The 13,726-nt window shown below is 53.0% G+C and carries 13 protein-coding genes; 12 read left to right on the top strand and 1 reads right to left on the bottom strand.

Going from position 1 to position 13,726, the window contains the following annotated elements; all coding sequences use genetic code 11:
• Positions 1 to 152: 152 nt before the first annotated feature.
• Entirely contained in the window at positions 153 to 1,040 is an 888-nt protein-coding gene (locus UC14_RS01325; protein ID WP_013577978.1) for a LysR family transcriptional regulator, read from the bottom strand.
• Between the two features lie 140 nt (positions 1,041 to 1,180).
• Here UC14_RS01325 and UC14_RS01320 point away from each other — a divergent pair, with 140 nt between their 5' ends.
• From UC14_RS01320 to UC14_RS01265, 12 genes are all read left to right on the top strand, one after another.
• Entirely contained in the window at positions 1,181 to 2,740 is a 1,560-nt protein-coding gene (locus UC14_RS01320; RefSeq protein ID WP_112197109.1) for an ABC transporter substrate-binding protein, read from the top strand.
• Between the two features lie 93 nt (positions 2,741 to 2,833).
• Positions 2,834 to 3,718 carry a dihydrodipicolinate synthase family protein gene (locus UC14_RS01315; RefSeq protein ID WP_013577976.1) on the top strand — a complete coding sequence of 295 codons (885 nt, stop codon included), beginning with the start codon at positions 2,834 to 2,836 and terminating at the stop codon, positions 3,716 to 3,718.
• Positions 3,715 to 4,665: a nucleoside hydrolase gene (locus UC14_RS01310; RefSeq protein ID WP_112197108.1), complete on the top strand. Its 951-nt coding sequence runs from the start codon at positions 3,715 to 3,717 to the stop codon at positions 4,663 to 4,665. Before UC14_RS01315 ends, UC14_RS01310 begins: the two co-directional genes overlap by 4 nt.
• Before the next feature lie 4 nt (positions 4,666 to 4,669).
• On the top strand, positions 4,670 to 5,632 hold the full coding sequence (locus UC14_RS01305; RefSeq protein WP_112197107.1) for a nucleoside hydrolase: 963 nt from the start codon (positions 4,670 to 4,672) through the stop codon (positions 5,630 to 5,632).
• On the top strand, positions 5,629 to 6,603 hold the full coding sequence (locus tag UC14_RS01300; protein WP_013577973.1) for an ABC transporter permease: 975 nt from the start codon (positions 5,629 to 5,631) through the stop codon (positions 6,601 to 6,603). Before UC14_RS01305 ends, UC14_RS01300 begins: the two co-directional genes overlap by 4 nt.
• Positions 6,603 to 7,520, top strand: coding sequence for an ABC transporter permease (locus UC14_RS01295; RefSeq protein ID WP_013577972.1), 918 nt, complete (start codon positions 6,603 to 6,605; stop codon positions 7,518 to 7,520). Before UC14_RS01300 ends, UC14_RS01295 begins: the two co-directional genes overlap by 1 nt.
• Positions 7,521 to 7,522: 2 nt before the next feature.
• A complete protein-coding gene (locus UC14_RS01290; RefSeq protein ID WP_112197114.1) occupies positions 7,523 to 9,322 on the top strand; it encodes an ABC transporter ATP-binding protein in 1,800 nt (599 codons plus the stop codon).
• A gap of 181 nt (positions 9,323 to 9,503) precedes the next feature.
• Complete coding sequence (locus UC14_RS01285) at positions 9,504 to 10,463, top strand: 3-oxoacyl-[acyl-carrier-protein] synthase III C-terminal domain-containing protein (protein ID WP_112197106.1); 960 nt, start codon at positions 9,504 to 9,506, stop codon at positions 10,461 to 10,463.
• On the top strand, positions 10,438 to 10,698 hold the full coding sequence (locus tag UC14_RS01280; RefSeq protein ID WP_112197105.1) for an acyl carrier protein: 261 nt from the start codon (positions 10,438 to 10,440) through the stop codon (positions 10,696 to 10,698). Before UC14_RS01285 ends, UC14_RS01280 begins: the two co-directional genes overlap by 26 nt.
• Positions 10,691 to 11,332 carry a hypothetical protein gene (locus UC14_RS01275; RefSeq protein ID WP_112197104.1) on the top strand — a complete coding sequence of 214 codons (642 nt, stop codon included), beginning with the start codon at positions 10,691 to 10,693 and terminating at the stop codon, positions 11,330 to 11,332. The genes UC14_RS01280 and UC14_RS01275 overlap by 8 nt, the downstream gene beginning before the upstream one ends.
• Entirely contained in the window at positions 11,329 to 12,681 is a 1,353-nt protein-coding gene (locus tag UC14_RS01270; RefSeq protein ID WP_112197103.1) for an MATE family efflux transporter, read from the top strand. Before UC14_RS01275 ends, UC14_RS01270 begins: the two co-directional genes overlap by 4 nt.
• On the top strand, positions 12,671 to 13,726 hold the full coding sequence (locus UC14_RS01265) for an alpha/beta fold hydrolase (RefSeq protein ID WP_013577966.1): 1,056 nt from the start codon (positions 12,671 to 12,673) through the stop codon (positions 13,724 to 13,726). The genes UC14_RS01270 and UC14_RS01265 overlap by 11 nt, the downstream gene beginning before the upstream one ends.

The raw sequence follows: 13,726 nt of genomic DNA, 5'->3' as shown, positions 1-13,726 counted from the left end.
TGTTTTATTCGTTATTTTGATAACTGAAGTGTTTGATATACGTTTTTCATCTAATTAAACGTACCAGCCGTCCGCAGACTTCTCACCATAAAGGGGAGAAGGGGAACACGTTGGACTCACTGGTACGATTTTGGCGAACCTGACGGGGTGTTTTACAAATAGCCTTCAATTAATGTCTTCATTTCTTTGGTGATATGTTCCACCAGACGGCTTTTCGGGATCTGCGGCGGGAAAACGGCGAGATAGGCGATGCTGATATCTGGCGTAAACGGCTTAAGCACGATATCGCTTTTGTGGCTGCGAGCCGTGATGAAATCCACCACACCGATACCCAGATTATTCCCCGCCATCACACAACAATTGTTCAGCGACGTTTCAATCGGGTTATTCATATATAAGTCGAGGCGGCTCATCACCTGATCGAGCTGTTCACGCAGCGGCGTTTTGCGCCCGGGTATAATAGGGCGGTAACGCGTCAGATCCATCGCGGTGACGACATTCTGTTTGGCCAGCGGGTGACGTGGTGACATCACGGCAACGGCATTGGCCCGCGCCAGCATTTCCGCTTCCAGCCCTTTCACATCCGGCTTACCGAAAATGAACCCGACGTCGTACTGATTGCTGGTCACCACATCGGTGATGTGCGTCGTGCTTTCGATATCCAGAAACAGCGAGATATCGTCAATACTCTCAATCAGCGGCGGCAAAATGTGTTCGACGCACAGCGCGGAAAGCGCCGCAACCGTGCCAATGCGCAAAACGCTGCCTTTTGAATGACGTATTTCGTCGGCGATACGTGAAATATGTTCAAGTCCGAGATACAAACGCTCGACTTCACGATACAACTTGATGGCATCGTCGCGCGGGATCAACCCGCGTCCGTCGCGGTCAAACAGCTTCAGATCAACCGCATATTCGAAATCGCGGATCAAGCGGCTGACCGCAGGCTGCGTAATGTTCATCATATTGGCGGCGGCGGTCATGCCACCGGTAAGGATCACCTTGTGAAAAGCTTCTACCTGTCTGGGATTAATTTTCATATGCATCCTCAAGATCCATAACATTTGTTTATGGATGTAACACAAAATACAATTTTCAATTCAGAAGTCCACCCCCTAGACTCCAGTTTACGATCTGATACACATTGCCTGAAAATCTAAAATAATTAAGGGTTAAATGAATGAGAAAGTCCGTTTTGGCAGGAGTGCTTTCCTCAGCACTGGCCACGCTTTTTGCTTTACAGACCGTACAGGCTGCTGATCTTAATATCGGCCTTGCCGCATCAACCACGTCTATGGATCCGCAGTTTTACGTCGGCGGTGCCAACAGTGCGATGGCACGCAACATATTCGACGGCCTGGTGAATCAGGACGAAAAACAACACATAACGCCAGCGCTTGCAGTGTCATGGAAAGTCATCAACGACACCACCTGGGAATTTGCCCTGCGTCCCGGTGTGAAATTCCACGATGGCAGCGATTTCACTGCCAAAGATGTGATTGCCAGCGTGAAACGCGTGGCGCTGGCCTCAAAAAACAGCCCGAGCGCCTATACGCCGTACGTCAACGATATCGCTGACGTCACCGAAGTGAATCCTTTAACGGTGAGAATTGTCACCAAAGCGCCAACACCATTATTACTTAACAACTTAAGCCGTGTTGCTATTTTACCGGCCCGGCTTGAGACGGTCGGATCGCAAACCCTTAATGAAGGGAAAGATGTCATCGGTACCGGCCCGTTCAAATTTGTCAGCTGGACACCGGACGATAACGTCGTGCTGGCGCGTAACGATCAGTACTGGGGCGGAAAAGCGCAGTGGGATAACGTCACCTTGCGCGTGTTCAAAAACCCGAGTGCCCGCGTGGCGGCAATGCGTTCAGGCGACGTTGATATGATTGAAAGCGTGCCGACGGCAGACGGGCGGGATCTGGGCAAACAAGCCAGCCTGCATCTGGAGTCTGTCGCCGGTAACCGTATTTTGTATTTACATCCGGATCAGGATCGCGATGTGTCGCCATTCGCCAAAGGGCCGGATGGCAGCAATCCGCTGAAAAAACGCGAAGTGCGTGAGGCGATGTCGCTGGCGATAAACCGTCAGGCGATTGTGGATCGCATCATGGACGGGCAGGGCGTTCCGGCGTCGCAACTGGTGCCGAAAGGTTACTTCGGCTATACGCCGTCGATTGCCGCACCGGTTTACGATCCGGTGAAAGCGAAACAATTGCTGGCCCAGGCCGGTTATCCGGATGGTTTTACGCTGACGTTCCATGCGTCGAATGACCGTTATCCGAACGATTCTAAAATTGCGCAGGCGCTCGGCCAGATGTTCAGCCGCGTTGGCATTAAAACTGACGTCGTGACCATGCCGGGCAGCGTGTATTTCTCCCGTGCATCCAAACGCGATTTCAGCCTGATTATGGGCGGTGCGGCGATTGAAACCGGTGAAGCCTCCGGTGTGCTGGGGCCATTGCTCGAAACCTTCGGGCCGAACGGCGGACAAGGCAATCGCGGGCGTTACTCGAACCCTGAATTTGATAAAACACTGCTGCACGCGCGGGAAACTCTCGACGATGGCCAGCGTGAAAAGTTACTGCAACACGCCACAGAGATTGCGATGAAAGACGAAGGCACCATTCCGTTGCTGTTCCTTTCATACACCTGGGCGATGAAAACACCTTATACCTACGTTGGTCGCTCAGATGGCTATACGTTGCCGTACTTTGTCCATAAGAAACAGTAAGTAAACGCAAAGTGCATACCAAACCCAGGCGGGAATACAGCACCAACACCAGGGCTGTACTAAGGTAGTAGTTTACTAAAAGAGAGAGAAGCTATGACTTCTTTTAGCGGTGTGTATCCCTATCTGGTTTCGCCGGTCACTGATGGCGGCCAGATAGACAAACCAGTGTTAACAGCGCTGGTCGAACACCTGATAAACAGCGGGGTGCATGGTCTGACGCCGCTCGGCAGTACAGGTGAATTCGCTTATCTCAATGCAGAACAACGCACGGAGATAGTGAAAATTGTCGTTGAAGCCGCTCGAGGCCGCGTTCCGGTTATTGCCGGTGTCGCAGCCACCACCATTCAGGACGCCGTAGCGCAAACCGCTCGCTACGGCGCGCTGGGTGTCGACGGTATTCTGGCGATCCTCGAGGCCTATTTCCCGGTGCCCGAACAGGGCGTCGAGGATTATTTTCGTGCCATCGCGACCGCAGCCGGAAAGCTGCCGGTTGTGCTGTATACCAATCCGCAGTTCCAGCGTTCTGATCTCAGCCTGCCTGTCATCGAGCGGCTCAGTCACGTGGAAAATATCAACTATATTAAAGATGCCTCGACCAATACCGGCCGGTTGTTGTCGATTATCGAACGCACGCAGGGGCGGATGCAGGTATTTGCCGCATCGGCACACATTCCTGCCTGCGTGATGCTGATTGGCGGCGTGGGCTGGATGGCCGGTCCGGCCTGTATTGTGCCGAAGCAAAGTCTGGCGCTGTATGAGGCCGCGAAGCAGGGCGACTGGAAAAAGGCGATGGAGTTGCAGCGTCCGCTGTGGCGCATCAATGAAATCTTCGCCAAATATTCTATCGCCGGTTGTATTAAAGCCGCGCTGCAATTGCAGGGTTTTGAGGTCGGCGATCCGTTGCCGCCGCAGGTGCCATTAAATCAGGCCGCGCGTCAGGAAATCGCTGACGTTTTACGTTCCGTGGGGGCGCTGTGAAAACCCTGCCGGTGATCATTGACTGCGATCCGGGCATTGACGACGCCATTGCACTGCTCAGCGCGTTCGTCGCGCCGCAACTGAACATTCTCGGCATTTGCACCGTGTGTGGCAATCAGCCGCTGGCGAATACCACACGTAATGCGCTGCAAATTACCGAGCTGGGTTACCGGCTTGATATCCCGGTGTTTGCCGGTTGTCATCAGCCGCTGCTGCGCGCGCCGATCCACGGCCAGTTTCACGGCGAAAACGGTCTGGGTAATACCACCTTTCCCGCGCCACAGAAACCGGCTGACGCCGTTCATGCCGTTAACTTTCTGATCAGCCGCTGTGAGCAGGCGATTGAACATAATCAGCCACTGACGCTGTGCGTGCTCGGGCCACTGACCAATCTGGCAACGGCGCTGCGCATGAAACCTGGGATCACTGAGGGTATTGGTCGCGTGGTGCTGATGGGCGGTGCGTATCGCGAAGCCGGTAACCGCACCATGACCTCTGAATTCAATATGCTCGCCGATCCCCATGCCGCGCATATTGTGTTTTCCTCGGATCTGAACATCACGGTTTTACCGCTCGATGCCACGCATCAGGTGATTCTGACGCCGGAACATGTGGCGAAATTTATCAAAGTCTCCGGGCGGATCTCCGTTCAGTTGGGCGAATTAATGGCGTTCTGGGATCGCAACGACGTGCGCCGCTACGGTTCACGCGGCGGGCCGCTACACGACCCGCTGGTGATTGCTTACGTACTGGCGCCGGAACTGTTCGGCACCGAAAAAGCGCGGGTGTTTGTCGAACACGACAGCGAGTTGTGTATGGGGCAAACCGTCGCTGACTGGTATGGCAAGTCGGGACTGACACCCAACGTTGATATCGTCACGCACGCAGAGGCCGACAAAGTCTTCGCGCTGTTTTACGAACTGCTTTCACGTTATGCCGGGAAATAAAATTATGAGCCAGCGCATCATTATCGATACCGATCCTGGCGTGGATGACGCCATCGCGTTGTGGCTGGCGCTGGCCTCGCCGGAACTGGATGTGCTTGGTGTGACCGTTGTCGCTGGCAACGTGGCGCTGCAAGACACCGTGCGCAATGCCTGCAAAATTGTCGCGTTGTCTGGCAGGACCGCTACGCCCGTTTATGCCGGCGCACCCGGTCCGCTGGTGCGTGAACAGGTTTATGGCAAATACGCACACATTGGCGCGTTCAAAAATGAACTGGTGCCAGACACGGAACTGCAACCGCAGGCCGGACACGCGGTGGATTTTCTGGTGCGGACATTACGACAGGCCGCCGGAGAGAACTCACCGATCACCTTGTGCGTCATCGGTCCGATGACCAATATTGCGCTGGCGCTGGGAATGCACCCGGACGTCGCGCGTGGCATTAAACAGATCGTCACCATGAGCTGCGCCTTTACCGCTCTCGGCCATCGCGTGCCGTGGGCCGAATTTAACGTCTATGCCGATCCGCATGCCGCCGAAAAAGTGTTTAACAGCGGCGTGCCATTGATCATCATGCCGCTAGATATGACTTTTCAGGCGCTGATCAGCGCAGATGATATTGAAGCATTAAAACAGGATGGCGGCCTGCCGGGCGAATCTACTTCTGCTTTACTTAATGCGTTTGACCGCAGTGATCTCAACCGGTTTGGCCGCGAAGGCGGGCCGGTGCATGACGCCACCACCGTCGCGTGGTTGTTGCAGCCAGGCCTGTTTGAAGGCCAGCCCGCGCGCGTGGGCGTAGCGGTTTCCGGTACTACCGCCGGATATACCTACGCGGATTTCTGGAACAAACTGTCGACGCCGCCTAACGCCACGGTCATGCAGAAAGTGGATGAATACGGCTTTTTCAGTCTGCTGCGCCGTGTTTTCTCGCGATACGGCAGCCGCGATGGCGACGCAAACGCATGAGCCGTTACCTGCTCGGGCGTTTCGGGCAAACGTTGCTGACGCTGCTGGTGATGTCGTTGCTGGTTTTCGGCGGCGTGTATCTGGTCGGCAATCCGGTTGACCTGCTGCTCAGCACGACCGCGACGCCTGCTGAACGCCTGAGTGTGATCCAGTCTTTTGGCCTCGATAAACCGGTGTGGGAGCAGTATGGCCTGTTCGTGGTCAATGCCCTGCATGGCGATATGGGTAACTCCTTCATCTACAATCAGCCCGCGCTGCACCTGATTTTCCAGCGTATGCCCGCCACGCTTGAACTGGCGCTGGTGGCGTTTATGCTGGCGCTGGTGATTGGCATTCCGCTCGGCGTATACGCCGGTCTGCGCCCTGACGGCTGGTTATCGAAGTCGATCATGACCGTCTCAATTTTAGGCTTCAGCCTGCCGACGTTCTGGATTGGCCTGATGATGATCATGCTGTTCAGCGTCAAACTCGGCGTGCTTCCGGCCTCCGGGCGCGGTGCCACGGTAGACATTTTCGGCGTCCCCGTCAGTCTGTTTACCGCCGACGGTCTCGCGCATCTGATCCTGCCCGCCCTGAATCTGGCGCTGTTTAAAATCTCGCTGATTATCCGTCTGACCCGCGCGGGTGTGCTCGAATGCCTGCAACAGGACTTCATCCGTTTCGCCCGCGCCAAGGGTTTATCGGAAAGCCGCATCGTGCTGGTTCACGTATTGAAAAACACCCTGATCCCGCTGATTACCGTCATCGGCCTTGAGCTGGGTTCGCTGATTGCTTTCGCAGTAGTCACTGAAACCATTTACGCCTGGCCGGGCATGGGCAAGCTGATCATCGATTCTATCGCCGTGCTGGATCGTCCGGTGATCCTGGCCTATCTGATGATCACCGTGGTGATGTTCAGCCTGATTAATCTGCTGGTGGATGTGCTGTATGTACTGGTGGATCCGCGCGTCCGGCTGGGGGGCGAAAACTGATGGCGTCTGATTCCGTACATTCGCGCAGCGCTGTGCAGGGCAAACCGCATTCCGCGTTTTACCACACCGTGCGTGCGCTGCTGCGCAACAAATTCTCCTTATGCGGTCTGATCATTTTAGGTATCGCCATTGTGCTGGCGGTGCTGGCGCCGTGGATCTCGCCACAAAATCCGTACGATTTATCGCAGCTCGACATCATGGATGGCCGCCTGAAACCGGGCACCACCAGTATGAGTGGCATGATTTACTGGCTGGGCACTGACGATCAGGGGCGCGATTTGCTGAGCGCGATTTTGTACGGCACGCGAACCAGTCTGCTGGTGGGTGTCTCCAGCGCGATGATTGCGCTGACCATTGGCGCAGCACTGGGGCTGATCAGCGCTTACGTTGGTGGCAAAACGGACGCGCTGATCATGCGTATTGTCGATATCCAGCTCAGCTTCCCGCCGATCCTGATTGCGCTGATTTTGCTGGCGGCACTCGGGCAGGGTGTCGATAAAATCATACTGGCGCTGGTGGTCACGCAATGGGCGTATTACGCACGCACCATTCGCGGCTCGGCGCTGCTGGAACGTCGCCGCAGTTACGTGGACGCTGCGCGCAGCATGGCGCTGTCGAACCCGCGCATTCTGTTCCGTCATATTCTGCCCAACTGCCTGCCGCCGCTGATTGTGGTGGCGACCATGCGTATTGCTTACGCCATTATGCTCGAAGCCACGCTGTCGTTTCTTGGCATCGGTTTGCCGGTGACCGAGCCTTCGCTCGGCCTGCTGATTGCCAACGGTTTTGATTACCTGATGTCCGGCGATTACTGGATAAGCTTCTTCCCCGGCGTCACGCTGCTGGTACTGATCGTCGCCATCAACTTAGTGGGTGACGCCCTGCGCGATATCCTCAACCCGCGGAATAAAGATTGATGATGCAACCCCCGGTTTTACAGGTCGATAAACTGAATACCGCGTTTTCCGTGGGCGGCGAATGGCTGAATGTGGTGCGGGACCTTTCGTTCTCGATTGGCCCGAAAGAAACGCTGGCGCTGGTGGGCGAATCCGGTTCGGGTAAAAGTGTGACGGCGATGTCCGTCATGCGTTTGCTGGATGAAAAGCAGACCCGTTATTCCGGCAACATCCGGTTTGACGGTCAGGATTTACTGAGTCTCAACCGTTCGCAGATGCAAAGCATTCGCGGCAACCGCATCGGCATGATTTTTCAGGAGCCGATGACCAGCCTGAATCCGGTGCTGAAAATCGGCGTGCAAATCACCGAAGTGCTCAAACGCCATCGCGGCATGGACGATAAAACCGCGCGCGCCGAAGCCGTCCGGTTGCTGGAGAAAGTACGTATTCCGGCGGCCACCGCACGACTCAATGAATATCCGCTGAGTTTTTCCGGCGGCATGCGTCAGCGCGTGGTGATTGCTATCGCGCTGGCCTGTAATCCGCGTTTGCTGATTGCGGATGAACCGACAACGGCACTGGATGTCACCATTCAGGCGCAAATTCTGGCGCTGATCAAATCCTTGCAGGAAGAAGAGGGCATGTCCGTGCTGTTCATCACCCATGATATGGGCGTGGTGGCGGAAGTGGCGGATCGCACGCTGGTGATGCACCGTGGCGAAGCCGTGGAACAGGCAACCACGCGGGAAATCTTCCATCATCCCACACATCCTTATACGCGCGCGCTGCTGTCGGCGGTGCCGCGACTGGGCGCGATGAACGGCGTGGCGCTGCCGAAACGCTTCCCGCTGACCGACAGCCAAACCGGCGAAGTGCTGCCGGTGGCGGAGTCTGTCGATACGCTGCGCACCGGTCAGCCGGTGCTGGAGGTTAAAAATCTGGTGACGCGTTTTGATGTCAGATCCGGTCTGCTGCGCCGTGTTTCTGCCCGGGTGCATGCGGTGGAGGATCTGTCATTCAGCCTGCAACCGGGCGAAACGCTGTCACTGGTGGGGGAATCCGGCTGCGGGAAATCCACCACCGGACGCACGATTTTACGTCTCACTGAAGCGACTTCCGGTGATGTGCTGATCCGCGGGCAGGATATCCGTCGGGCTGACAGCGCACGGCTGGCGGATATCCGCACCCAGGCGCAGATGATTTTTCAGGATCCGTATGAAAGCCTGAACCCGAGAATGCGCATTGGTCAGACGATTGCCGAACCGATGATAAGCCTCGGCTTGCATGATGCCGCCAGCGCCAGCATTCGCGTGGCGCAACTGCTGGAACAGGTCGGCTTGCAAAGCAATATGGCGACGCGCTTTCCGCACCAGTTTTCCGGCGGTCAGCGGCAGCGTATCTGTATTGCCCGCGCACTGGCGCTGGAGCCGAAAATGATCATCGCTGATGAAGCCGTGTCGGCGCTGGATGTGTCAGTCAAAGCGCAGGTGATTAATCTGATGCTCGATCTGCAACAGGAACTCGGGCTGGCGTATCTGTTTATTTCGCACGATATGGCGGTGGTCGAGCGCATCAGTCACCGTGTGGCGGTGATGTATCTGGGCGAAATCGTCGAAATCGGTTCGCGTGCCGATATCTTCGAAAACCCGCAACACGCCTATACCCGCAAACTGCTGGCCGCCGTGCCGGTGCCCGACCCGGATGTTCACCGCACACGTCCCGTGGTACCGGAAGAGCTTGCCAGCCCGCTGCGCTCAGCCACTTATCAGCCGCCGGTGCGTCATTACCGCGAAGTCAGCAACGGTCACTTTGTACAGCTATAACGGCTCCGTTTGTACGCTGTTCTTTCCGATTTTCCCTCCTGAACACTCATAACATTCCATTTTTGGGATTCAAAAATGGGAATTCCTGCCCTTTAAGCAATTGCAGGCAAAAAAGACGTTTTTTTTCTGGGATTATGGACTGCGTTTATAATAACTCTAAAATAATTCCCTGTGAGAATATATGTTGCCACTTAATGATTTATGCTGGTTGCCTGGTCGCATCTCTTTAAGGCCATTAAGTACGCTTGAATCATCTCATAATTTAAAAACAGGCGCGCGTAAGGTACTTGAACGTTATTACTCTCTGCACGCAGTGGGAATGTTCTCTGGTAGCCATACAGAAATGTTACATGAAACCCTTTCAACTCTGGTGAATGAAAATCTGAATGTCGCTAAGGGGCGGGGATATTTGGTCTATGCAAAAACGCAAACGCATAATACTTTTTTTGATGACTGCTGGCTTGATGAGATAGCGGCCCGTTGTGGAATCGGCCATTGGGAAAAATTAACAATTAGTCTCAATCATTGCGCATCGGCTTTGTCGGCGATTCATTTATTAAAGAACCGGGTAATAAAAAGCCAGTTACCGATGATCCTCATCACCGGTGAAAAGGCTTTCCACTGTGATATTAATAAGCTTGATAATAGTGTTATGGCGGAAATTCCTGCTGCCATGCTCCTCAATGCGGGGCATTCACCGTGGCAAATCAAGCAAACCGCCGTGCGGCATCTGTCTTCATTTTATAATAATCACAGAGAATTTCCGGCTGCCCGACGGCGGGAACTTTTCTCCTCACTCGAACAAGATTATTATGATTTCTATCTTTACGTACTGGATAAGTTTAGCCTTACGATTGACCATATAGATGCGATTGTTCCGGGTAATATAGATTTACCCATGCTCAGGAGAATTGCCGATAAACTGAACTTCAAGGGCGAGCTTTTTACTGAGCATATATCAGGATATGGACACGCTTATTGCTCCGATATTTTATTTAACTTGTCTTCTTTATTAAAGAGCTTTGAAGGAAAAAGAATTCTCTGTGTTGCTATGGGGATGGGGATAACGATGTCCTGTATCCTGATTGAAAAAAACGAAAATAATGAGGTAAACCATGTCACAACTTCTGTCAGCCGTTAATGATGCATTAAATGATGTCATGTCTGCAAAAATCAACATCACGCCGGAAACGGATTTTAATGAAGATTTGGATCTCGATTCAGTATTATTTGTGCAGTTCTTATTAACGCTGGAAGAAAAGATCCCCAGCCTGATGTTTGAACCTGATCAAATCAACCAGGATGCCTTCACCACTGTCGGGAAACTTATTCAATGGATTGAACAGCATCTGCAACTGGAGAGCTCTGATGTGTGAAGCAGAGTTTACCCGACTTTACTTTTTGTTCAGGGACCATGAGCCGGCAGAAGCCTTCCGGCAGATGCGGCAGAAATGGGCCAACCCGGCCAGCGGCGTATTTTGCGGCGGGTATCAGATTCTGGCAGCAGAAGGTGAAACCTGCGCGGAGCAGCACGCTGAGTCTGATCGTATTCTGGCGTCACTCGGGATTGCTTTGCAGCATACCGGCACAGAAACCATCACTGATGATCCGATCCCGCTGATGGCTTCTTTTGCGGCGCGCCTGGGGCTCCTGAGCCAGATCCTGGCGATGAGCTGGAAGCACTTATCCGCGCGAAAAAGTTTTGGCATAAAAACCACCCGACATCAGTTAGTGAAGGCGGATTTTGCCGATCTGAGCAACCAGACAGATTTACTTTTGCTCCAGTGGCAGATGCGCATTACGGCGCAGGACTACGCTGACCCGGAAGCGGATCACTGGCAGATTACGGAGCTAACCAACCGGGCAGAAAAACTGATGGGCGGGCATGGCTATTTATCAGGCTCGACGCACAGCCTTTCTTACCTGTCGATGATGATTTACAGCCTGTACGGGAAGGCCGCAGACGCTGCCATAACCGTGTTGCCAGCACGTCAGGAGCGTAGAGTATGAATACTTCACCTGAGATGACGTTGCTACGGCGTAACAGCCTGAGCAAAGATATCGCGGACCTGCTGAAGTTAGCCTGGCCGATGATCGTGGTGGCCATTGCCGTCTCATTTTCGCAAAACATTCAGACCGCGATTCTGGGGCACGGGAAAGAAACCAGTTCAATTTATTTGCTTTCGATGCTCCAGCCGTTCAGTTTCTTATTCCTGGCTATTCTGGAATGCCTGGCTATCACCAATCAGGTTTTCAGTGCCCGTTCGCTGAATATGTGGTCCCGCCAAAAGGTACTGGCGGCGACCTCCCTGCTGGCGACACTGGGCATCGTGATTGTGGCGCTGCTGAGCGGCGTGACGGCGCTTTGCGCTCCTCTTTTGCAAACCCTGTTGCCGGTCGCCGGCAATGCATTTTATTCCTCGGCATTACCGCTCTATTTCCTTTCCATGCTGCCGTTTATTCAGCTTGAGATGTGTAACAGCGCATTGCGCGGGCAGGGGAAAAGCGCGCTAAGCATGCTGTTAGTCATCGCGTATATCGTGCTGAATGCGTTGATCTGCTACACCGGCTATCAGGTTTATGGATTAGGCTTCAATTCGATTATTATTTCCAACGCCCTGGCTTCTGCTCTGCTTATCCCTGTCGCGCTTTGGCTGGTACGGCGTACCGGTCGCCATGCGGAAGATGACCGCCCCGGCGCATTTATTCCGCGTCTCAGCGGGCTTTTGCTTCAGGTGGGGATGCCCATTTTTGCCTCGTTAGTGGTACTGTTTTTCAGTTCTCTGCTGATATTCCCGTTAATCGGCACCCTGGGTGAGCAATATGTCGCCGGTTTTCTGATTGTGACCAAGATTCGGATGTTTATTGTCATCCCCGCCGTGGCCTGCGGATCCGCGCTGGCGATATTAATTAACCAGCGGCTGGCCATCAGCAGCGGAGAAGAATTAAAACGATTGCTGCACCGTGGGTTAGCCTTTATTTGCATTATTTACCTTCTGCTGACCTCCGGCGTCTATTTCACCGAAGTGAGTCTGATAAAAATTCTGTCCGGTGACAGAATAATTCAGGATGTCAGCAGCCAGATTTTACTGATTCTGTTACCGACGTTTTTCATGACCTCTTTTGTTGCCTCGCTTCAGGCATTGCTGGAACAATTAGAACAGGCCCGGCGGGTATTGGTATTAACCGTTATCATCGAATTGCTGACTGTCATCACCTTGCTGGTGGGATGGGATAAGTTCTCGCAACTGCAAAGTATTATGAATCTGATCATTGTCTTTAATGTGGTGTACTTTATCGCGTTCGGCAGAGAATACTGGCGGCTGGCCAATAAAATAGGAAGTGAGAATGTTTTATAGCTTCTTTTATCCCGTCCTGTTGTTTTTATCGCTGGTTCACCAAAATTATCTGCGGGTTTTGGTCATTATGCGATTGCGTCCGACGTTACTGATGAAAGCTAAAATAAGGCCTGCGACGCATTATACCCGGGCATGCAAATTAATCAGTTTATTCGACTTATATTCCCTGCATGCCATGTCTTCCTATCTTTCTGCGTTATACGCGTTGCGTCTTTTCGAAAAGACCCGGCCTTTACCCTATAAGCAGGGGGAAATCATGCTGCTCAGTCGCTGCGTGCAGGAGGAGCTTTATTGGCGCAAATCTTTTGTTAAGGTCTTCATTTATCCGCAAGCGGATCCCCAGGCAGAAAAAGTGTTGCTTCTTCACGGGTGGGATGGCCGGAGTATAATGTTACGGCAGATGGCGCAGCGGTTGCAGGAAAAAGGCTATACGGTTTTTGCGCCTGACCTGCCCGCACATGGTATTTCTCCCGGAAAAAAAGTGTCTTTCTATGATCTGTCGCGGGCCGTCATGGAGATGGAAAAGCATTACGGGCACTTCTCTGTGATCATTGGTCATTCGACCGGCGGATTAATTGGCTGCATGGCCGCGCTACAGGGACTGCTTTTTAAACGGATGATTTTAATCGGCAGTCCGTGCAGTTACGGGAAAATGATGGACAGATATGTGCGCAATAATAAACTGCCCAGGCGCATTGCCGTATCGATGAAAAAGCTTTATCAGCGCCGCTATGGTGTCCATCCTGATGTTATTGGTCCCGAGCTTATCGGTTCAATAACGCAACCTGTCATGATATTGCATGATAAGAATGATCTCAGTATTGAACTGGATGAGGCCGAAATACTGAGCCATTCATTGAAGAAAAGTGAATTAATCGTTACAGAGGGAAAGGGCCACAACGGCGCATTACGTGACCCTGTTGTTTTCAATTATATTTCAAACTTTCTGAGGGATACTTTGCATGAGGATTTTTCATCTTTCCATGAACCAAAACTGATATTGCGTGTAGAGAATAATAAAAAATGGCATAAGAAATCTTATTAA

Source organism: Rahnella sp. NRRL B-41462, from assembly GCF_003263525.1.
In the GTDB taxonomy this organism is placed as follows: Bacteria; Pseudomonadota; Gammaproteobacteria; order Enterobacterales; family Enterobacteriaceae; genus Rahnella; species Rahnella aceris.
Note: the sequence above shows the minus strand (reverse complement) of the source record. Positions and strands in the feature narration are given on the sequence as shown.